Raw genomic sequence first — 23,768 nt, 5'->3', positions numbered from 1 at the left:
TTTTTTAAATATTAAATTATCTTCTAATTATTTAATACTTATTTTTTTACTTATTTGATTTGTTCCTGCTTGTACTTTTACAACATAAATTCCTGTTGATAAACTTGGTAAAGAAACTGTTTTAGTTGTATTCGTTATTTCTTGTGTGAATACTTGTTTACCTAAAATACTGTATAAATTAACGGTTGCATTCTCTTTTAAACCATCTATAACAAGTGTATTATTATCTGTTTTATAAACACTAATTTTTGTATCTAAAATAACAGGAGCAGATATATCTAAATTTGATGAAGCTTTTGTATGTAAGTAAAAACGTCCTGAACCTGATGCTACAGTAACTTTGTATTCGCCTCCGTTACTTAATTCCGTTACTTTATTCGTTTCTTTATCTTCTAAATAAATATTTAGATTTTCTGGTAAATTCATTGCTTTTGCTGAAAAGATAACATCTCTAGCTTCGGCAGTTTTAATTCCTAATGGAATTATCGTTGCTGATACTTTTTCATTATTAACACATTGTAACATAAAATTGGTATCGCCATAAGTTCCGTCTGCTAATTTGGTGTAAATACCTATTTTTGATTGTCCACCATCAAAATATCCTGCATCGTAACCAATATCTAAACCATCATTTGTATTTGATAAATATTTAATTTGAGTAGTTTTACTCGTGTTTTCATCAGAAATTGTTACAGCCACAAATGTTTGAGCAGCTGCTCTTGAACTTGATGATTGTTGATGTAATAACATAGCTGATGTAAAATCAACTACACCACCAGTATTTTCCATTTGCACAAAAAATCCTTGTCCTGGAGCTAAACGATATGGTGAACTAGCATTATTAACAACATCGTAACTTCCTGTTATATCATTCCAAAAATACAATGCTGCATTGGTACTTTTTAAGTTTGCTACATTTTCAGATAAAACACTATTTGCTCCACTATTAGCATTAAGATGTGCTGTGTATGGATTACTTATCATTTCAAAAGTATTACTTGCACTTCCTGTTCCTGTATATTGAATATTTGAAGTATTTACTGTTCCTGTAAAACTTACTGTACCTGCTGTAGTTTTTTTGATAGCGTATCCTTTAGCTGTAGAAAAATTACCCCACGATAAAGTATTTTGATAATACGCCCAAGGGCTTGCATTAGTATTTTCATAAATACCTAAACCTTTATTATTTGGATTTACCGTTCCGCTAACCAATGAACTATTCGTTACAAAAGAAGCAACATCTTGTCCAACTACTGGTGAACCTAATAAATGCCATTTATCAGAAACATAACTTTTATATGTTGCCATACCTGTTACAGTATTGGTAACTTTTAAACTTCCATAATTATTCGCATCAGATTCAATTGTTAAGTTATCACTCGTAATAATATTTTGAGCCGTTAAATTTGCAGATGGCGAAATTGTTAAACTTGCTAAATTTTCAATAGTAATATCTTTTGCCTCTGATATATTTGAAATAACAGGATAATTTACAACTCCATTAAAAATAAATGCATTTAAAGTATTTGTTGGTACACCATTATTCCAGTTTCCAGCAACTTCCCAATCAGTACTAGTAGCACCTGTCCAAACAGTATTAGAAATAGTTCCTGATGTAAATTCATACGCTCCTAAATCTATAACACCGTTATAAACACGGTCATTTCCTGATAAATCTTTAGTTAAATTACTTGGTAACTTACTGTTTGACCCAGTATTTAAAGCACTTATTGAAGTTACTTGTAATTTAAAATCGACATCTAAATTAGGATTTACATTACTTGTATTTGTAGTTCCTGTTAGATTTGAAAAATTATCTTCATCAATTGAATTAGAAATAAAACTACCAGCTATACTAACATAAGAATTATGTGGTTTATTCCCTATTGCTTTTGAGGTTGCTCCATTACTTGTATTTCCCCAAAAAATATTATTAGCAACTACGCCATTTAAAACTCCAGGGTTTCTTCTAGATACTATTAAACTAGCATAATCTCCTCCTCCAGTACCATTATTCATACTATTTACAAAAGTATTGTTAACAATAACAACACTTATTGTTCCTTGAGTCATTGACTCTATATAACCATTACTACCTCCAATAGCTTTTTTTGTAAGATAATCTACCGTTTTATTGCTATCAAATAATGAGTTTGTTATTGATAAATTAATAGTATTTGCTGTATTAATATAAGGAGAAACATGTAACGCTGAAGCTGATTGTGCTAAATTATTTTTAAAAATACATTTATCAATTGTATAAACAGCATCTGTAATTGTTTCTTGATACGCATCATATTTTAACATAAGCCCCGCAGCAGATGGTGCTACATTGTCTTTAACAACAGTGTTTTTCATTGTAAACTTTCTTATTTTAAAAGCTTTAAAAATTCCAGCACCATAAGTATTATCTCCAGATGCAGCTACGAAATCTCCCTGACCATCAGAAATAATTAAACCATCTAACATGGTATTTTCTTTTGATACTTCCACAACATGATAACTATTTTCAACTCTAGTTCCTGCGAAAGAAATACCAGTGTCATCATTGTTTAAATCTCCTGATAAAATTGTAGCATTATCAGTATGAATTTTAGTCATATCTCTTTGTGATAATTGCGTTTCAGTTCCTACAAAACCACCATAAACTTTTAATTTATCTTTATTGATATAAAAAGAAGTATTTCTATTAGAAGCGTGAGGTGTATATGTTCCTTTTGCAATCCAAATTTCATCTCCATAAACTCCTGCAGCATTTATTGCTTCTTGAACTGTAGCAAAAGCATTTGCCCAAGAACTACCGTCATTATTTCCGCCAGTTACATTTTTATTTACGTAAAAAGTTGTTGGTGTAAATGAAAAGTTTGCAGTAATATTAGTATCAGAACTAACTGTTATATTTAATGGATTTGTCGTTCCCGTAGCATCTCCACTCCAACCTGTAAATTGATGACTTGCTGATGCTGGTACAGGCGTTAATGTAACAACTGTAGCATAAGTATAAGAATTATCTACTGATATAGGATTGATAGTTATACTACCATCACCAATAACATTTGTTGTTAATTTTGGAAAACAAGTATCACTATAAGAAGCCGTAACATCTTTAAACCAAGATATAGGTGCAGTAAATCCAGCATCAGGACTGATACAAACTAAATTAGCATTTGTTATTGTATTTAACGTTGTTAAATTAGCATTATTTGTATTCGCAACATTAAGTGTTATCAAATTATTATTACTAATATTAAATGATGTTAATGCTTTATTTTTGGTTACATCTATATTTCCTGTAATTTGATTTGCACTACAATCGACAGTTGTTAAAGTGATATTTCTACTTAAATCTAAACTCGTTAATTGATTGTTTGAGCAATTTAAATTTGTTACTTGCCTAAAAGCTTCTATTCCTGTTAAATCAGCAATATTTTTACCACTTACATTAATTACCCCTGTATAACTTGCTGCTTCTGAAACTTGTATTTCTCCATCAAAGTTATTATCAACAATATTAATTAATTCATTTTTAAAATTAGCATCAGGAATAGTTACTGTAGAACTATACAAAGTTGTAACTTCTGCTTGTGTTAAAATACCATTATAAACATAAATATCATCAACAATATCTTCATAATTTCTACCAACATTAAATGAAGAAGGAGTGTTAAACCCATAACCATATGGTGGTGTAGGAGAACCTCCTCCAACATAAAAACTCGCTATATGATATTGTTGTGTTTCATGAATACCATCTATATAAAAATCATATAAATAAGTTAATGTTCTATAGTTAGACGCAACATTAGGTACACTAACATCCAAAGTTACTACAACGTGATGCCAATTACCATCATCAATAGCTGTCGTTGACATTTTTGAGATAGCTACTGTAGTTTTTGATTTACCCGTTGCTTTATGATATCCAGAAATATGTGCTCCTATTTTACCATCTTTTAAATAAACCATGGCAGTATGGTTGTTTACAATATGTCTAGAAGTATTATCATTAGTACTTGTTTTTACCCAAAGACTAAATGATTTTTTTCTCGATCCTCCAACAGGTGTTGCTGTTAATTGAGAATACGAAGTCGTCGGATAATTACTAAATTGTACGGCATCATTTGGAACTCCATATCTGTCTGAAACTAAAGTTACAGTTGATTGTGCTCCTTGCACCAAATTTTCTCCATTTTTAGAATCAGTTAAACTTCCATTTACAAATTCATACGAACGCTCAAGATTATTCTGAACAGGATTCGTAATTTGTGAAAAAGTAATACTGCTTATAAAGAGTAATACTAATAATAGTTTTGTTTTCATATTTAAATATTTAATTTATACAACAAAACTACTTTGATTAGCACTTTTAAAAGTCTCATTTAAAATTGATACATACCAAAACAGAGTGTTTTAACCTTCTAATTGTGTCAAAATCTTCTATTAGTATCATTTAATAGAAATAACAGACTTTAGTTATTTTTTTAGTTTGCTATCTTATACATTTGCAGTAATTTTTTATTTTATGGAATTATACAACAAATTAGTAGATATAGGGGTTTCAAAAGTTACCTCTGTAAAAGAAAAAAACGAGTAAGAGTTCTAAATCTTGCTACCTATATTTCTTTTATAGACGCTATTTTTTTTTTATTTTTTGATTATTTTACAAATTCACTAAACAATGAAAAAATAATCACACTAGTTTTTGAAATAACAATTTATGTTGCAATTATCTTTTTTCAGAAGAAAGGTTTTGCTAAAATATCTCGAATTATTTTTACAGTAAGTATTTTTATGATCCTATATTATCATTCTAATTATGCTTATATAGGATATTATGGCGAGTATCAATATATTGTAATTCCTTTGTTTACACTTTTCTTTTTTAATGAAAAATATATTCACTACGGTTCTTTAATTATTTCTATAGCTGCTTTTTATCTACCTAATATTTATTGGAAACTATATCCAGAGCAATATTTTGGATACCTAAACGCATTGGTATTATTTCTTGGTGTTTTTTTAATTGTAAAATTTTTCAAAAAATTAAACAACAAAAATGAACAATTACTTGAAATTGAAAAAAATAAAGTTTTAGAAGATAAAATATTATTAGAAGAACAACAAATTGCTTTAAAAGAACTAGAACAATTTAAGTCTCATTTTTTTGTAAACCTTTCTCATGAAATACGCACGCCTTTAACACTTATAAAAGGTTATTCTTCTCATATTGTTTTTAAAGATGAAGATACAGAGAATAAGCAAATGATGAAAAAGATACAAAACCAAACACAGTACATTCAAAATATTGTAGACAACATTTTAGATTTAAGTAAATTAGAAGAAAATAAATTAACTCTAAACAAAAAACCTGTTGACTTTTCGTTATTAATAACCAAATTATATACAGATTATCAAATTTTATTTTATAAAAAAAACATTTCATTTACCATTTCAAAAGTACCTAATGTAAACATATTAATAGATGAGGAATTATTTACAAGTGCTATCAATAATTTACTTCATAATGCGTTAAAATTTACTGATAAAAAAGGGAAAGTATGTATTAATGTTATTTATGATAAAAATTTATATATTGAAATTATTGATAATGGAATTGGTATTCCTGTAGAAGATATGGATAAAATTTTCACTCGTTTTTTTCAATCTAAAAATCATATTACTAAAAGTCAAGGAAGTGGAATCGGATTATCTTTCACCAAAAACCTAATAGAAGCACATGAAGTTTTTATTAAATGTAAAAAGTATTCCTGAAAAAGAAACTATTTTTAAAATAACCATTCCTAATACTTTTATTCAAAAAAACACAGAAGATAAAGAAATATTAACCATAGAAAACAACCAAAACACAACACATAATACAGTCCCTTTAAAAACTACTCCAGAAAGCAAAAAATCTATTTTGATTGTAGAAGATAATGACGATATGCGTGATTATTTAAAATTAGTTTTAAAAAAATATACTATAACCGAAGTAACCAACGGACAAGAGGCTTTAGATGTTTTAAAAACCGCTACTTTTAATACCATAATAACTGACTATATGATGCCAGTAATGGATGGACTTGAGCTTGTAAAAGCTGTAAAAAACCTTGGTTTGAAAACACCTATAGTCGTTATTACTGCACGATTAGACGATGTTGGTAAACTAAATATGCTCCGTTTAGGAATTGATGCTTATATAACCAAACCTTTTTTAGAAGAACAATTACGAATTACAATAACACGTTCTATAGCTTTATATGACCAAATTAATGCTCTTGAAGATAAAATTTCTCCCAAAGAAAAAATTTCTTTAGAAAATAACTCTCTTCTTTTTGATAAACAATTAAAAAGCTATATTTCAGATAATATTCAAAATAAAAATTTTGGAGTAGATGATTTAGCTGATTTAATGAACTTATCAAGAAGTAGTGTTTTTAGAAAAACAAAACTTATTTTAGGACAAACTCCAAATGAGGTTATTAATGAAGCTCGACTTCAAAAAGCACGAATTCTTTTAGATGAAAATCCTAATATTAGAAAAAAAGAACTTGCTGAAGCAATAGGTGTGTATAATGCAACTTATTTTTACAAAAAATTAGAAGAACGCTTTTTAATAGTCCGTGATTAAATCAAGTAACAAATTCTTCTTTGTAAACTTTTTAAATTAAGAGCCTGTTTTAAGTTTTATCTAAAAAAACATAATACAGTTTTATTTTTAAACAGGCTCTAAATACCTTGCTATTTGTTTTTTCTTACCAAGAATAACCTAAAAAAACTAACATCCATCATTACAACAATTATCATCTTTAACTAATTTACAAGAAACTACAGCTAATAAAGCACCTAAAATAGGAGCTAATATATATAACCATAAATGCTCTAAATGTCCTGAAATTAAAGCGGGTGCAATAGAACGTACAGGATTCATTGATGCTTTTGTCATAGGACCTGCAAACATTGCTTCTAATAAAACAACAGCTCCAATAGCAATACCTGCCATGATTCCAACTTCTTTACTTCCTGATGAAACATTAATAATTGTTAACATTAAAAAGAAAGTTAGCAGTATTTCTAAAATAAATGCACGCCATGGCACTATTGATGGTATTGTAGCACCAAAATATTCGCTTTCAGGAAATAATATCCATAACATACAACTAGCTAATAATGCACCTATTAATTGTGCTAAAATATATTTTGGAACTTCTTTCCATTCAAATTTTTTAGCATAAGCAAAAGCTATTGTTACCGCAGGGTTAAAATGAGCTCCTGATATTTCTCCGAAAGAATATATCATTGCCATTACAATTAATCCCCAAGTTATAGCAACACCTGTATGAGTTAAATCTGTTCCGCCTGTTATTTCATTGACCGTCATCGCTCCTGTTCCGCAGAATATTAAGGCAAATGTTCCTATTAATTCTGAAATGTATTTTTTCTTCATTCTGCAAATATGAATAAAATATAATAGTTATTTTAACTTTTAATTTACATTTAACAATATAATGACTTTTACTTTTTATATAAATGTAAGCAGGAAGCCTAGCCCCGATTGAAGCAATTGTTTGAGCTCTTTTTTTGATTTTTCTTCAAAAAAAAGCGAGTGCGGAAAGCGGGAAATTGCTTCTAAAAAAAATAAAATCAATTTTTCTTCTTTTAAAAATTTATAAGACTCCTTCAAAAAACAAATGTTAATTTTGCAAAATGAAAAAATCAATAGCCATTATTGGTGGCGGGGCATCGGCACTTTTTACAGCATCTTTTTTAGATACGACTAAATTTGATGTTACTATTTATGAGAAAAAAAAATCGGTAGGAAGAAAATTTCTTGTTGCTGGTGATGGTGGATTTAATTTGAGTCATGGCGAAGAAATTGATTTAATGATTACAAGATACACACCTCCTTATTTTTTGAAAAATGCGTTATTGAATTTTTCAAATGATGATTTAAGAAAATGGCTTCTTAGTATCGGAATTCCAACATTTGTTGGAAGTAGTAATCGTATCTATCCTGAAAAAGGAATTAAACCGATTAGCGTTTTATCGAAAATTAAACAATTTAATATTGATAAAGGTGTTCAGTTTTCACACAATTACGAATGGAAAGGTTGGAACGATAAAAATGAATTAATTTTTAATGATTCAACTATTATAAAAGCAGATTACACCATTTTTTCGATGGGTGGCGCTAGTTGGAAAATTACAGGTTCTGATGGAGCTTGGTCAAGTATTTTTTCAGATAAAAGCATAAAAACAATGCCTTTTTCACCTGCTAATTGTGCATATCAAATAAAATGGAAATCAGAATTTATTTTAAAAAACGAAGGAAATCCGTTAAAAAACATAGCTCTTTCTTGCTTAAATAAAACTCAAAAAGGAGAATTAGTAATCACAAAATTTGGCTTAGAAGGAAATGCTATTTACGCCTTGAGTCCTGAAATACAATCGCAACTTTCTGAAGGTAAAAAAGCAACTATTTATTTAGATTTAAAACCAATGTTTACTTTTGATGATATCTTAAAAAAAATAACATCTTCTAATTACAGAACTACAGATATTCTGAAAAGAACTTTAAAATTAAGTCCGCCTCAAATTGAACTCTTAAAAACTCTTTTATCTAAAGAAGAATATACAAATAAAGAAATTCTTGCTAAAAAAATAAAGGCTTTACCACTTGTTATAGAAAGTTCTGCACTATTAAATGAAGCGATTTCTACAACTGGTGGAATTGCCTTAAATGAAGTTAACCAAAACTTTGAACTTAATAAATTAAAAAATACTTTTTGTATTGGCGAAATGCTTGATTGGAATGCTCCAACTGGTGGTTATTTATTACAAGCCTGTTTTAGTATGGGCGTTTATGTTGCTAAACATTTAAATAAAAACATTTCTAATTAAAGTAAACTTCTACGCATTCTTACAATAAGACTTTTAAAATCTGTTTTTTGATACGCTTTTATAGCTCCATGGTTATCAGCATATACTTCTAACCGAGATTCAAAGATATTTTTGCTTTTTGCCCAAGTATGTAAAGCATCAATCACTAATTTATTAATTCCTTTTCCTCGATATGTAGGTGCTACAAACATAAACCCCAAATAAACAAAAGTATCATGTTTAAGATACGGTTTTGCTTTTTCAATTCTGGCATAACCCGAACCTACTATTATTTGATTATTAATTGTTGTATTTTCAGTTGTATCAACCGCTATGATTACTTCTACATCATCTGCTAAAATCATTTCTTTAATATCATAATATGATATTCTATCTTCTTTTAATGTGTAATCATAAGGACGTTCGAAGTCAATAATACCTTGTTCAAATTCTAAAAGAATCGGTAAATCTTCTAAAGTAGCTTTTCTTGTTGTAATCATTTTATTACTTTATTTAGCTGGTTTTTGATAAAAAGAAACACCTAATGATTTTTCACTTAATAAAGGTAATAAAAACTCTATTGGTTTTCCGTCTGGTTTTGTTGGGTTACCTTTTGTATCTTTTTGATACCAAGTTAAAGATTTAGGTAATAAAAAACCATTAACTTTTTCCCAATCATTATATCGAATAAGCTTGATTTTATCCGAAGCTGTTTTACTGAAATAAGTAACCGTGTAACCTAACCAACTCATTTTTTTAGTAACTGCGTCATAATACATATAATAATTATCATCAGATGAAGAGCCTACATTTGATTTATATGATATTTTAATCCCTGGATATTTTTTTCCTTCAAACTCTAACGAAGTTGTTTCAGAATAAATTATTCCATCATCTGCCAATACATAAGGCATCGCATAGAAATAAAAATAAAGGTTATAATAAAATTTTGGATCTTTTTTATAAGCAGTCGTATCAGAAACCCAAACATCTTTACCATCAAAACCTAAAGAATAATCCGCAGAATTTATAACCGTTTTCCTTGAATGTAAATCCGTAGTATGTTCTTCTTTATTTAACCCGAAAGATAAAGTCTTCATTTTTTGCCAATTATCAATACCACCGTGTGCATTAAAAATAGCATCTAAAGCATCAGGATATTTTGATATTGCTTTTTTATTTTCTGTGATATTATTTTCTGCCTTATTTTTAACTTCTTTTTTACAAGCAAAAAAGACTGTGCTTATTGCTATTAGTAATACTATTTTTTTCATTTTTTGATTAATTTATATGCTTAAAATACAGTCGAATATTTACAGTAAACTTACATAACATATTTTTAATTACCATAAAATAAAAAAGCATCCTATAAAGGATGCTTTTCATTATTAAAAAATATGCTTCTTAAATTTTTGCTTGATACGTATACAATTCAAAATATCTTCCTTTTTTAGCTATTAATTCATTATGTGTACCACGTTCAACAATACCCCCTGCTTCTATCACTAAAATTTGATCCGCTTGTTTAATGGTACTTAATCTGTGTGCAATTACTATTGTTGTTCTGTCTTTTATTAATTCTGATAAACTTTTTTGAATCAATGCTTCACTTTCAGTATCTAAACTAGAAGTTGCTTCATCTAAAATAATAATTTTCGGATTTGCTAAAATAGCCCGAGCAATTGCCAAACGTTGGCGCTGACCTCCTGAAAGTTTTACACCTCTTTCTCCGATTAATGTATTTAATCCATCTTCAAACCTGTCTGTAAATTCATTTACATAAGCAGCTTTTACAGCATTCTGTAATTCTTCTTCTGAAGCATTTGGTCTTGGAAATAAAATATTATCTCTAATAGTTCCTTCAAATAAAAACTCGTCTTGTAAAACAACGCCTAAATGTTTTCTATAACTACTTAATTTAACTTTTGACATATCTTGATTATCAATTGTTATTTTTCCTGCTATTGGATTTAAAAAAGTAGCAGATAAACCTGCAATTGTAGATTTTCCCGACCCCGAACTTCCAACCAACGCTGTTACCGTTCCTGATGGCACTTGAAAACTTATATCTTTTAAAACCTCTTTTCCTGCTTCATAAGAAAAAGAAACATTATCAAAAACTAATTCTCCTTTAATATCTTCTAATTGAATAACACGATTTTCATTGTCTTCTTCGGCTTCCATATTCATTAATTCTTCGGTTCTATCTAAACCCGCTAAAGCTTCTGTTAATTGACTTCCGATATTACTCATCTGTACAATTGGAGCAATCATAAAACCAAGTAAAAGCGTAAACGATAAAAAATCACCAACGGTTAATTCACCTGTCATAATTTTATAACCGCCAATTCCCATAATTCCTGTAGAAGCAATTCCTAGCAAAAAGGCAGATGAACTTGTCATAATAGCTGTTGCCGTTAATCCTTTTTTTACGTTTTGGAATAAAAGAGCAACTCCTTTTTCAAAAGATTCGTTTTCTTGTGCTTCCGCATTAAAGGCTTTTATCACTCTAACACCGCCTAAAGTTTCGGTTAATCGTCCTTTTACTTCAGCATTAATTACACGCCTTTTTTTAAATATTGGTCGGATATATTTGAATGCTTTTAAAGCAACAACTCCAAATACTGCAACAGGAATCAATACAAATATTGTCATCGATAAACTTATTCTAATTAACAAAATCATCGAAATTACAGCCGTTATAGTTCCACCGACTAACTGTACTAATCCTGTTCCTATCAAATTACGAACACCTTCTACATCACTCATAATTCGAGAAACTAAAGCACCTGATTTAGTATTATCAAAAAAACTAATTGGTAAAGACAGTACTTTCTTTTGGACTTTTGCTCTTAATTCTGATATCAAATATTGAGCCTGTACACTTAAAATTCGAGTTAATAAAAAGGATGTAATTGATTGTACTAAAATAGCAATTCCGACAATCAATAGCAATTCGTATAATTGATTATAATCTTTATTAGGGATAACATAATCTAATAATTCCTTACTTTTCCATGGCAAAACTAAACTTGCTAATCGGCTTAAAACAATTAATATCAAACCGATAAAAACTAAATTTCGTTTTGGCCAAATAATAGTTTTAAAAGCCGTAACCATTGTAACCTTTGTTTTCTTTTTAAGGTTTTTTTTTGAAGATATTTTATGTTGATGTTGCATATTATTTTTTGAAGATATAAATAGCATTGTCAAATTACACGCCATCGAATAATACTATGACATAATAACAAAACCTTCTAGAATCTCAACTTATTATTTAAAATAACTTGAGATTCTAGAAGGTTAAAAATATATTTTTTATATGAATTTTATTTCAATTTAATCAATCGCAACTTATCTAAAATAATCATGATACAATACGTAACATCTACTTCACGCCATCTTACGCCACCAAAATTTGCACGCCCTCCGTTCGCATGGTGATTGTTATGATAACCCTCGCCCATCATTAAAAAATCAAAAGGAAATAAATTTTTAGATGTATCGCTAACTTTAAAGTTTACGTAACCGTAAATATGAGCAAACCAATTAATAATAACTCCGTGTATTGGTGCCATCAAAAAAGCAACAGGCAAAAATAACCATTGCCACCAAGCAGTTGCAAAAAATGCGAAAAACACTACATATAAAGCTCCCCAAGTTAATCTAGAGAATTTAGAACTTGCAAAGTCATCAAAGCTTTTCCATTGTGGTACGTTTTTGGTGAATTTAGGTTCAACTTCAATTCTTTGATTATTTATATCTTGGTATACGTTTTTAGTACGCCACATCATTTTAAATAAATTACTATCGTATTTAGGCGAATGCGGGTCTTTCTCTGTATCAGCATACGCATGATGCATTCTGTGCATAACTCCATAACCATACGCACTTAAATAATTAGAACCTTGAAAAAGCCAAGTAAATACAAAACATACTTTTTCGGCAAATTTTGACATTGTAAATGTTTGATGTGCGGCATATCTATGTAAAAAGAACGTTTGAAAAAACAATCCTGAATACCATAAAAAAATAATAAAAACTACTATTGTCATTCTTGATAATTTAGACTACAAAGAACTAAATTTTGTGACATAAAAAAAATGAACCTAAGTTAAGTAATTCGTCGTCTAATACGGCTTAAAGCCTGAGCTGTTACGCCAATATAAGAAGCAATATATTTTAGCGGAATTTCTTTTATTAAGTTAGGGCGTTCATCAAATAACTTTAAATAACGTTCTTCGGCTGTTTCATTTAATAACGATTGTTCTCTTTTTGATTTTATCAAATATAAACGCTCTGAAGATAATCTTCCTAAAGCATTTCCAATACTTGTTTGATTATATACCTCTTGTAAATCATCATAAGTCATACGCCACATTTCTACATCAGTAAGCGTTTCTAATTCGTATAATGATGGTGATTTTGTTAAAAAAGAATCATAAGCACTTACAAACTCATTACTAAAACAAAATCCGAAAGTAATTTCTTTTTCTTTACTTTCTTTTGGGATAAAAAAACGTACAATACCTTTATCTAGAAATGAAATATGATTTTCTACTTCACCTAAATTTAAAAGTTTTGTACGTTTCTTTACTTTTATTAGTGTTAATCTAGATGTAAAAAATTGCCAATCACTATCATTAATTGTTAGTGATTTTTCTAGATAGGTTCTAATATTTACAATACTCATTTTACGTTACAATCTATTATCAATAATACTTTGCACTACCTCTGGATTTAATAATGTAGAAACATCGCCTAAATTATCTAATTCGTTATGTGCAATTTTTCGCAAGATACGACGCATTATTTTACCTGACCTTGTTTTTGGTAATCCTATAGTAAATTGTATTTTATTCAATTTTGCAATAGGTCCTATATGTTCGGTTATAATTTGATTGATTTCTCTTCGTAAATTATCATGGTCTCTTCCTTCTCCAACATCTTTTAAAATAACATATCCATATAAAGCGTTTCCTTTTACATCACGTGGAAAACCAACAATAGCACTTTCTGCTACTGCAGGATGTTCATTTACGGCATCTTCTATAGGAGCAGTTCCTAAATTATGTCCTGAAACAATAATTACATCATCTACTCTACCTGTAATTCTGTAATACCCAACCTCATCACGTAAAGCGCCATCTCCTGTAAAATATTTATTTTCAAAAGCTGAAAAATAGGTTTCTTTATATCTTTGATGATTTCCCCAAATGGTTCTTGCCATACTTGGCCAAGGATATTTGATACATAAACGTCCATCAACTTGATTTCCTTTTATTTCTGCACCATTTTCATCCATTAAAGATAATTGAATTCCTGGTAATGGTAAGGTTGCATACGTTGGTTTTGTTGGTGTAATATATGGTAATGGCGAAATCATCATACCACCTGTTTCAGTTTGCCACCAAGTATCTACAATAGGACTTTTTTTCTTTCCGATATTATCATTATACCAATGCCAAGCTTCTTCATTTATAGGCTCACCAACTGTTCCTAATACTTTTAATGATGATAAATTATATTTATCTACAAAATCTAACTTTTCTTTTGCTAACGCTCTAATTGCTGTTGGAGCGGTATAAAATTGATTAATTTTATGTTTTTCTATGATTTCCCAAAAACGACCAAAATCAGGATAACTCGGTACGCCTTCAAATAATACGGTAGTTGCGCCATTTGCTAACGGACCATATACAATATAACTGTGTCCTGTAATCCAACCGATATCGGCTGTACACCAATACACATCATTTTCTTTATAATTGAATACATTTTTAAAAGTATAAGCTGTATAAACCATGTATCCAGCAGTCGTGTGTAACATTCCTTTTGGACTACCTGTAGAACCTGAAGTGTATAAAATAAATAAAGGATCTTCTGCATCCATTATTTCTGGTTCACAAATTTCAGAAGCTTCATCTAATAAAGGTTGTAACCATTTATCACGACCTTCTTTCATTTCAATAGTTGTGTGTGTTCTTTTTACAACTAAAGTAGTATTTATACATTCACAATCGTTTAATGCTTCATCTACAATACCTTTTAAATCGATTGTTTTTGTACCACGAAAAGAACCATCCGAAGTAATAACCATTTTAGCTTCACAATCATTTATTCTTGTTGATAAAGCTGTTGATGAAAATCCTGCAAAAACTACCGAATGTACTGCTCCTATTCTAGCACAAGCTAATACTGAAATTGCTAATTCAGGAATCATAGGTAGATAGATACAAACTCTATCACCTTTTTTAATTCCGTTATCTTTTAAAACATTTGCAAATTTACAGACTCTTTTATGTAATTCTTTATAAGAAATATGCTCAGCTTTATCATTAGGATTGTTTGGTTCAAATAATATAGCCGTTTTATCTCCTCTTATCTGTAAATGTCTATCGATACAATTTTCTGTAATATTTAATTTAGCACCTTTAAACCATTCTATTTTAGGTGTGTTAAAATCAAAATTTAAAATCGTATCCCATTTTTTTCTCCATATAAAGTGTTCTTCAGCTATTTCTTCCCAAAATAATTCAGGAGTAGCAACAGACTTACGGTACACTTGAAAATATTCTTCTAAATTTTTAATATGATAACTACTCATAATTTTTTTTTTAAAAATATGGGTTTTTAACAAAAAAAGCTAACACTTTTACAATGTTAGCTTTAATTCTTTATTAACAGTAAAAAAAGGGGGGACTTATATACTAGTATTAAGCATTTTAAATACTTAACACAAGTAAAATCATTTTATTAACAATAAACCAAAATTACACTCAAAAGAATAACTATTACCAAACAATACTATTAAATAATTGAACGATATTAGTCTATGCTAAATGAAAAATAAAAAAATGATGTCGCTAAACCATAAAAATATCAAAACAAAAAAAGTAATTACATTTATTGATAATAAAACTATCTACAACTCTGAATATGCAGAGTTAAATATTTTTAAAACATATGAAACCACAAAAAATGTATTTTTAAATTTTGATAATACAGTTATTGCGAGTATGATGACTGGTAAAATGATAATGCATTTCGATAAAACAAAACCATTTTTATTTACTAAAGGAGCAACATTAGTTATTCCTGAAGAAAACAATATAAGTATTGATTTTCCTGAAGCTTCATTAACTACTCCAACAACCTATTCTGGATTAGTAATTAATCAAAATAAAATAAATGAAGTTGTTTATCATTTTAATGAAAATACCGCTATTGAAAGAGAAAATAATAATTGGGATTTTAAAAAACAAACTTCACATTTAAATAATGATACTGAAATAAACATACTTATTAATAAACTAACAAATACATTTATTAATAATTCAAAATCTAAAAATGCATTATTAGATTTAATGATTCAAGAATTAATTATTCGTTTGTTACAAAGTAAAGCACGAAAACTGATTTTAAAAAATGTTAATGATGGTTTTAGTGATACCCGTATAAGCTATGCTATTAAATATATTAAAGAAAACTTAACAAAAAATGATTTAAGTTTAGATAAAATTTCTGAAAAAGCTTGTATGAGTAAATCTCATTTTTTTAAAAAATTTAAAAGTACTTTAGGTGTTACACCTATTGATTATATAAATTCTGAAAAAATTAAATTTGCTAAACAACTAATTAAAAATAATCCTAATCAAAATATTTCTGATATTGCTTATAAAACAGGTTTTAATAATGTTACATATTTTAATAGGATTTTCAAAAAAAGGAATTAATAACACCTCAACAATTTAAAATATCTTTGAAAGAAATAATTTGATATACTCATTAATGTTTTTAATTGAAACCTTTTTTATTAACTGGCAATTAATACTCGTATTTTACTGTATCGCTATACTATATTCTTCTGTTGGTTTTGGAGGAGGCTCTAGTTACTTAGCGGTACTTGCACTTACTGGAATTGCCTATTCTCAAATACGAGCAACATCGTTACTTTGTAACATTGTTGTTGTGTTTAGTAATATTTTATTCTTTCAAAAAGAAAAATTAATTGACTGGAAGAAAATAACTCCTTTAGTTTTATCTAGTGTTCCATTAGCTTTTTTTGGTGGATTTCTTAAAATTAATCAAGTATTTTTTTTTATTATTTTAGGAATCACATTGTTAATAGCAGCAATTACTATGTGGTTTTCTGAAAAAAGTATCATTTCTAAAAAACAACATAATAAAGTAAATATTTATAAAAATGCTAGTTATGGAGGAGGTATTGGTTTTATTTCTGGAATAGTTGGTATTGGGGGAGGCATTTTTTTAGCTCCTTTATTACATTTATCAAACTGGGACTCTTCTAAAAAAATTGCAGCAACCGCTAGTGTTTTTATATTAGTAAACTCTATTGCCGGATTATTTGGTCAATATTTTAATACTAATTTTATAATTGACTGGAAATTAACTTCTACTTTATTAATTACTGTAGCTATTGGAGGACAAATAGGAAAACGTATGAGTAATAAATTACTTACACCTATTCAATTAAAAAAGGCAACTGCTATTTTGATTGCCTTTGTTGCCATAAAAATATTATGGAATTATATCTAAAAAAAAGGAACATTAAAGGTTCCTTTTTCTATTTTTCATCTTATTATTAAGAATTTACAAAAGTTTCCATATAACTATATTTTGATGCTAATTTTCCTTCTGATGTGGTAAAAGTTGCTTTTTTTAGAATATCATCTTTATCTCCATATACTAATAAAGGTACTATTTGCTCAATTAAAAGTTTTCCAAAACCTTGAGAAGCATCTACAGGTAATTCGCAAGGCAAATTATCTACTGCCATAACAGATATATTATTTTCATTAGAATATTTCTCAACTTCTTTTCCTGTTATTCTATCATAATCATATACAGGGTCTGCAATAGTAGAAGGTCTTAATGTTGATGGTACTGCACATGCAATATCGCAACTAATATCTGCAATTACTCTTATTTTAAAATCTTCTGAAGCAGCTTGTTCTTTTGTAAAAAATACAGGTGATGAATTATCCCAATAATGCCCAGCTATAAATAAATCTGATACCTCAGTAAACCTTTTAAAAGTCGATTTATACGCTGTTCCATTTTCAAAAAAGTGATTGAAATCAAAATCAGCTCCATCTTTTCGTTCTGTATATTCATCTGCATCAATCCAACAATACACAGCTTCGTTAAATGTTTGAGTTAAATACTCATCAGTAGCTACTTTTCTTATTTTTGCAGCTTCTAAAATTTCATTAGCTCCTTTTGCAACTCTTCCTGAACCTGTTAAAACAATTTTAACTTTATTTAATTGCAACAACTTTAATTGTGCTATCATATCTTGTAAATCGGTACAAGAAGTTGCTGGTTTTAATTGATAATTTCGAGTTCGTTCACCAAATGTTTTTAAACCATTATATGCTCCAACAATACCTGCATACCTACCAAAACCTATAATTCTTGCTCCATTTGGCTGAACTAAACATTCATAATCTGTATGTGTTATTTTATTTTCTAAAATAGCCTGTATTAGTTTTTTATTATAAGGCTGTAATTTATGTGTATGCGAAAAGAAAAAATATCTTTTATTCGGAATTAAATTTTGTACAGGTACTTCTTTTACTCCAAAAATAATATCACAATCCGATAAATCTTCTTGTAAAACAACTCCTTTAGCAACATAGTCTTCATCTTTAAAACAACGAATTTCACTAGGTTGTACCACCACTTTTACAGTTGAATAAGTAGCTATAATTTCAGCTACTTGTTCTGGTGTAAAAGGTACTCTTCTATCTGGTGGTGTTTTTTCTTCTCTTAATATTCCTATTTTTATGTTCATATCAATTAAGCTAAAACAGTTTCTTTTTCGATAAATTGAATTCCATACTCCTCTAATTCGTTAAGAATTGGTTCGTATATTTCTTTTACGTTTGGCACTTGAACTCCTGTTAAAGAAATATTTCCGTTTAAAATATTTTTAACAGCAATTGCAGTAGGTAAGCCAACAGTTTTAGACATTGCTGTATGTTCGTTTCCTTCACCAATATATACCATAGAAGAAGTTATTTCTCTCGATTCTCCATTTAATATATATTTAAAGTAATGATGCATTACTAACATATCCTTATCTCCTTCTTCTAAACTCATTTTAGCAACCATTGCTTGTTCTAATACCTGAGCAGCAGTTTTATCTTCTCCTCCTATAATAGCATCAGTAAAAATTTCTAACCATTCAATTTTAGCAAATGAAATTTCAGAAATTTCTTTATTTAATACTGATTCTATTCTTTGTTTCCAAGAACCCTCTTTATTTACAAATTGTGCTGTAAAATCGGCAAAAGTAGTATCTTTTACATTGTATTTTTTCTCGTCATCAGTAAAACCTAATTGTAATAAGATATTCCAAGCATCTGTATATCCTTCATTTCTTAGGGTTGCTCTATATAAATTAGAAATACCTTCTAAGCCATAAATTTCTTTATAAATTACAGAGTCTCTATTTCCATATGCATCAAACTTACCATAGTTTAACACCTCAACTTGTTCTGTATTTTCATATAAATTAGAATAAGTATAAGTAGTTTCTTTACCTTCTTCTAAAAAAAATGCTCCAGCAGTACCTGCCATTACTACATTTCTAGGATTCCAAGTAAATTTATATTTCCAAGGATTATTATCATATCCTGGAGCCATTAACCCTCCACAGTACGATTTAAATGTATCTATAGTTCCTCCTTGATTTTTTATTGAATCTATAATTTTCATTGCAGACATATGGTCAATTCCTGGGTCTACTCCTACTTCATTCATAAAAATAATTCCAGCATCTTTAACCTTTTCATCTAAAGCAAGTATTTCTGGCGAAACATAAGAAGCTGTTACTAAGTTTTTATTAGCTGATAAACAATCATTAGCAATTAACATATGTAAGGCTGCAGGTAACATTGATATCACTATATCAGCATCAGCAATCCATTTTCTTCTTCCTTCTGCATCATTTACTACATCTAAACCAATGGCTTCCCCAAAAGGATGCTTATTTATTTTAGCTTCTGCTGTAGCTTTTGTTCTAGAAGCTATTTGTAATTTCCAATGCTGTGCTTGAGCATTATCTAATAAATATTTAATAAGTGTTGTGGCAGATAATCCTGCTCCAAACATTAGTATTTTTTTCATTTATTTTAATTTTATAGCACAAACGTAACATTACATTTAACTTAATTTAAAAAAAACAGCATAATTCACAGAAAACTGTTTTTTGTCTTATTTTAAACATTTGTAAAATTCCAATAATTTTAAGGTTATTAGTTATAGAAAATTAAACATATAACAAACAAAAGCAACCGATACACTGGTTGCTTTTATTTGTTATAAAATTACATTTTTATTCTAATAAGTTTCATCTGTTAATGTATTCATAAAATCAATAATCTGAGATATTTCTTTCTTTGATAAACTTAAACTATCAAAAGGTAATGTTTGATATTCAGTATCAAAACCTAAACCTGCTCCACCACCTTTATTATAAAAATCCATAACTTCTTCTAAAGTTTTATAAACACCATTGTGCATATATGGCGCTGTTTTAGCTATATTTCTAACAGTAGGTGTTTTAAAAAAGTGTTTACGTTCTGGAGTTTTATATAAAGCATAACGCCCTAAATCCGTAGAAATTTTAGGATTAATACTATCCGTAGATTCTGGAACACCTATAAACTCAAGCTCTGTATCATTATAATTAGGAGGAACTGTTCCATTAAATACAGGTGCAAAATGACAACTTGCACACAATGCTTTTCCCATAAATAAATTAAAACCTTGCTTTTCATCTGCTGTTAAGGTTTCCTCTTCTCCTCTTATATTTTTATCAAATTTTGAATCAAACATATTTAAAGTTCTTATGTAAGAAGCTATTGCATGACGTATATTAAAATCAACTCTTTTAGCACCATATAAATTTATTATTGATTTTTTATACTCTTTATTCTTATATACACGCTGTACAACAGAATCCATAGACATATTAAATTCATTATGATTCTCTACAACTCCAACAACCTGACCTTCTAAACTACCAGCTCTGGCATCCATAAAAAAACTTCTTTGATAAGCTGCATAAGTTAATGTTGGGCTATTTCTTGTTTGATTTTCATCAAAAGTTTTTCTACCATCAGTAAAAGCTAAATCTTTAATATGACAAGTTGCACAAGCCATATCGTAATTTTTAGAAAGAGATGTATCATTAAATAATTGCTTACCAAAAACTATTTTTTCAGCTAGTTTAGTGGTATCATTTAAATGATCAGAAAAATAATTTATATTTAATGTTTTATCAGAAAACAAGGTTGACATATTATTTGATAATGCCATTTCAAAAGGATATTTAACTTCCCAATCTTTTTGAATTTCAAGTAATATTTTTAACTGAGGATTTGTATGATTTTTTATAAAATTAAAACGATCAAAAGTATCAAAATCATGATTTAAAGATTTTTGAGCACTTTTTACAGCCACTTCAAATTTATTAAATAATGCTTTTGATGTAAACTTGTTTTCATTTAATTTGATAATATCAAGAAGGGTTTCATAAGTATATGAACTTTCAACTAATGATTGATTTAAAACTGGAGAATCAAAACCAGTAATACCCGCTGTAGCTACTCTAGTAATTTGATCTCTTATTAACCACATTACATGATATCCTTTTAACTTAAGTGTTACATTTTTTTTAATTAATTTCAATCGATTACTAGTAACATTTATGGCTCTTTTTAATACAATAAAATCGCTATCATCATCATAAATAGTTTCTTCTATTACTTGAAATCCTATCGGATTTATAACTCGAGTATCATTTGTAGTTTCACCATGAACACCTATAATATTAGGTGCATTTAATGATTTGTAATTATCTTTATCTGAAAAAGCTAAAATTGGTTCAGCTAATTTGAAATATTTACGAGCTAAAACATAATGTTTTTGTTGTTCTTTAATCGATTTACCTTCCATGCTATCTAAATTCTCAATAGCTTTTGAAAGATGATTAATATATTGTTTTTTAACATCCTCAGAAAACTGAGCAACAGAAGAATATTTTGCTGGTTTTTGAGTACATGATACTACCAAAAGCAAAAGACATACACAAAGGTATGTCTTAGCTTGACTGAAAAAGTCTTTCATTTTTTTATCTTTCTAATCCTGTAATTAAGTGTAAAACAGAACCTTCTTTTCTGTTATCTAAATCAGTATTTGCTTTTGGATCTGTAAATGAAGTTCCATCAGCTGGTTCCCATCCGTGATTTTGAGTCATTACTAAAAATGAATTTTTACCATTATTTACAATATCAGTAACATCAATCATTCCTGTAATTTCCCAATTTTTTGCAATATTTCCGTAACCTAAAGTTGCAGCTCTATCTTGATCGCATTCTAAAACAGTTTTAATTACTCCAGTATTTAAGTTATATTGATATAATTTAGAATATCCAATAATATTTGGATTTACAGAAGCATATCCGTTAGGATCTTCTTGAACATATGCATAGTTTTCAGTAACTACAATATTATCAGGAGAATGAAAACCATCTGCTTTTCCTCCAACAATATCACCATCTAATACACAAGTAATTTTAGCCGCTCCTGTTGGATCATTTTCATTTAAAACCACTTTATAAACACGTCCTAAAATAGTTCCTTTACCAACTAAACCTGGCTTGTTACGACCTGTAACTGCAAAATAAATTTCTCTATTATTTGATGCAGAACCTCTTCTCCAGTCAATATCTTCTAATCTAGAGAATCCCATAACACCTTTAGTTTTACATTCTGTATCTAAAGCTGTAATTTCTTTTTCTTCTAATTCAACAAACTCAACATCATATTCAGTTCCTTCAGTCATATCAACTTCATAAGCTACTCCTGCCGAAGTTACTTTTAAACCATATAATTTTCCTCCTTCTAAATCTCCTCTATTACCAACATACATTCCTAATTGACCTGAAGGAACTTCGTTATTTCCGTTATCATCACCAATAAAAGCAACTGTTTTATCAGCATAAGCATCTTTACCGATAACTACAGCATTTTCAGTAGACCATTGTCCCATTGCAGTTAACATTCTTCCTATGCTTGCATCTTCTGCCGATTTATAAGGATCTGTAGCAAAAACACCTTTTGATGCTCCACCCCATTCACCACCTGATAAATATAAAGGTCCAAAACCATGTTCTTCTGGAGAAACCATAGATCCTGAACATTGTGCTGTTGCACCAGTTGCAGTTGCGTTTAAAATATATTCTGCTGATATTGGTCTTAAATTTTTGTTTAATTTAATTCTAGCAATAGAATAATCAGCTTCAATATTATTAATTAAAGTAAAAGTACCATCTGCTTCTGGTAATAAACCAGCTCCATCAGCCATAGAACCGTACACAAAATCTGGTGAATTTGGTATAATATCTTCTGATGATAATAATGGTGTAATTTTTAATCCAACAAAATCACTAGTTACCTTTAAAAAGTTTGGTGTTTTAGATGCTGTTAAATATGTTGAAGCATCAGTTCCATCAGTTCCATTTGTTCCGTCAGTTCCGTTTACTCCATCAATACCATTTGTTCCATCAGCTCCATCTTCACAAGAAGTCAATGTTGTTAAACTAATCGAAATTGCTAATAAAGCTAATACGCTTAATTTTAAGTTTTTCATTATAAGTAATATTTAAGGTTTTTTTGATTGGTCAAATTAAAGGCGCGTTTGTAAAGCTTATAGCGCTCTTATTTTAACAACACATCATTAAAATGTAAACTTTATTAAGAGAACTTAAATAATTAGATTTGTTCTTAATAAAGAACTCATTTCTTTATTATCTTCATTTAGAAACACTTTTTGCTTCAATTCTTTATTGATATAT

The 23,768-nt window shown here is 28.8% G+C and carries 17 protein-coding genes; 5 read left to right on the top strand and 12 right to left on the bottom strand.

The window, feature by feature from the left end:
- Positions 1-27 precede the first annotated feature (27 nt).
- Positions 28-4,320 carry a T9SS type A sorting domain-containing protein gene (locus PG913_RS03855; protein ID WP_271231698.1) on the bottom strand — a complete coding sequence of 1,431 codons (4,293 nt, stop codon included), beginning with the start codon at positions 4,318-4,320 and terminating at the stop codon, positions 28-30.
- A 471-nt stretch (positions 4,321-4,791) separates the two neighbouring features.
- On the opposite strand from PG913_RS03855, the gene PG913_RS03850 reads away from it, so the two are divergent.
- Both PG913_RS03850 and PG913_RS03845 read left to right on the top strand, forming a co-directional pair.
- Positions 4,792-5,772: a sensor histidine kinase gene (locus tag PG913_RS03850; protein WP_271231697.1), complete on the top strand. Its 981-nt coding sequence runs from the start codon at positions 4,792-4,794 to the stop codon at positions 5,770-5,772.
- Positions 5,738-6,631, top strand: a complete 894-nt coding sequence (locus PG913_RS03845) for a response regulator (RefSeq protein WP_271231696.1) — start codon at positions 5,738-5,740, stop codon at positions 6,629-6,631. The genes PG913_RS03850 and PG913_RS03845 overlap by 35 nt, the downstream gene beginning before the upstream one ends.
- Before the next feature lie 147 nt (positions 6,632-6,778).
- Here the strand turns inward: PG913_RS03845 and PG913_RS03840 are convergent, their stop codons facing one another.
- On the bottom strand, positions 6,779-7,447 hold the full coding sequence (locus tag PG913_RS03840; RefSeq protein WP_271231695.1) for an MIP/aquaporin family protein: 669 nt from the start codon (positions 7,445-7,447) through the stop codon (positions 6,779-6,781).
- A gap of 260 nt (positions 7,448-7,707) precedes the next feature.
- On the opposite strand from PG913_RS03840, the gene PG913_RS03835 reads away from it, so the two are divergent.
- Positions 7,708-8,901, top strand: a complete 1,194-nt coding sequence (locus PG913_RS03835; protein WP_271231694.1) for a BaiN/RdsA family NAD(P)/FAD-dependent oxidoreductase — start codon at positions 7,708-7,710, stop codon at positions 8,899-8,901.
- Here the strand turns inward: PG913_RS03835 and PG913_RS03830 are convergent.
- The 6 genes from PG913_RS03830 to acs form a co-directional block, all read right to left on the bottom strand.
- Positions 8,898-9,380 carry a GNAT family N-acetyltransferase gene (locus tag PG913_RS03830; RefSeq protein WP_271231693.1) on the bottom strand — a complete coding sequence of 161 codons (483 nt, stop codon included), beginning with the start codon at positions 9,378-9,380 and terminating at the stop codon, positions 8,898-8,900. The genes PG913_RS03835 and PG913_RS03830 overlap by 4 nt on opposite strands.
- A gap of 9 nt (positions 9,381-9,389) precedes the next feature.
- Positions 9,390-10,154 carry a DUF6503 family protein gene (locus tag PG913_RS03825; RefSeq protein ID WP_271231692.1) on the bottom strand — a complete coding sequence of 255 codons (765 nt, stop codon included), beginning with the start codon at positions 10,152-10,154 and terminating at the stop codon, positions 9,390-9,392.
- 130 nt (positions 10,155-10,284) lie between these two features.
- A complete protein-coding gene (locus tag PG913_RS03820) occupies positions 10,285-12,060 on the bottom strand; it encodes an ABC transporter ATP-binding protein (RefSeq protein ID WP_271231691.1) in 1,776 nt (591 codons plus the stop codon).
- Between the two features lie 149 nt (positions 12,061-12,209).
- Positions 12,210-12,935, bottom strand: coding sequence for an acyl-CoA desaturase (locus tag PG913_RS03815; RefSeq protein WP_271231690.1), 726 nt, complete (start codon positions 12,933-12,935; stop codon positions 12,210-12,212).
- Positions 12,936-12,994: 59 nt separating this feature from the next.
- A complete protein-coding gene (locus PG913_RS03810; RefSeq protein WP_271232126.1) occupies positions 12,995-13,567 on the bottom strand; it encodes a Crp/Fnr family transcriptional regulator in 573 nt (190 codons plus the stop codon).
- Positions 13,568-13,579: 12 nt separating this feature from the next.
- On the bottom strand, positions 13,580-15,490 hold the full coding sequence (gene acs / locus PG913_RS03805) for an acetate--CoA ligase (RefSeq protein ID WP_271232125.1): 1,911 nt from the start codon (positions 15,488-15,490) through the stop codon (positions 13,580-13,582).
- A 247-nt stretch (positions 15,491-15,737) separates the two neighbouring features.
- On the opposite strand from acs, the gene PG913_RS03800 reads away from it, so the two are divergent.
- Positions 15,738-16,616 (top strand): helix-turn-helix transcriptional regulator, encoded by an 879-nt coding sequence (locus tag PG913_RS03800; protein ID WP_271231689.1) that lies wholly within the window; start codon positions 15,738-15,740, stop codon positions 16,614-16,616.
- 40 nt (positions 16,617-16,656) lie between these two features.
- Positions 16,657-17,439: a sulfite exporter TauE/SafE family protein gene (locus tag PG913_RS03795; protein WP_271231688.1), complete on the top strand. Its 783-nt coding sequence runs from the start codon at positions 16,657-16,659 to the stop codon at positions 17,437-17,439.
- A gap of 46 nt (positions 17,440-17,485) precedes the next feature.
- Here PG913_RS03795 and PG913_RS03790 read toward each other — a convergent pair whose 3' ends face one another.
- The 4 genes from PG913_RS03790 to PG913_RS03775 all read right to left on the bottom strand — a co-directional run bounded on the left by PG913_RS03790 (position 17,486) and on the right by PG913_RS03775 (position 23,563).
- Positions 17,486-18,697 carry an NAD(P)-dependent oxidoreductase gene (locus tag PG913_RS03790; RefSeq protein ID WP_271231687.1) on the bottom strand — a complete coding sequence of 404 codons (1,212 nt, stop codon included), beginning with the start codon at positions 18,695-18,697 and terminating at the stop codon, positions 17,486-17,488.
- A gap of 5 nt (positions 18,698-18,702) precedes the next feature.
- A complete protein-coding gene (locus tag PG913_RS03785) occupies positions 18,703-20,034 on the bottom strand; it encodes a saccharopine dehydrogenase C-terminal domain-containing protein (protein ID WP_271231686.1) in 1,332 nt (443 codons plus the stop codon).
- Between the two features lie 213 nt (positions 20,035-20,247).
- Positions 20,248-22,038, bottom strand: a complete 1,791-nt coding sequence (locus tag PG913_RS03780; RefSeq protein ID WP_271231685.1) for a cytochrome-c peroxidase — start codon at positions 22,036-22,038, stop codon at positions 20,248-20,250.
- Between the two features lie 4 nt (positions 22,039-22,042).
- A complete protein-coding gene (locus PG913_RS03775; protein ID WP_271231684.1) occupies positions 22,043-23,563 on the bottom strand; it encodes a PhoX family protein in 1,521 nt (506 codons plus the stop codon).
- Positions 23,564-23,768: the final 205 nt, after the last annotated feature.

Source organism: Tenacibaculum pacificus, assembly GCF_027941775.1.
GTDB lineage: Bacteria > Bacteroidota > Bacteroidia > Flavobacteriales > Flavobacteriaceae > Polaribacter > Polaribacter pacificus_A.
The sequence above is the reverse complement of the archived record's forward strand: the minus strand, read 5'-3'. Positions and strand labels throughout refer to the sequence as shown.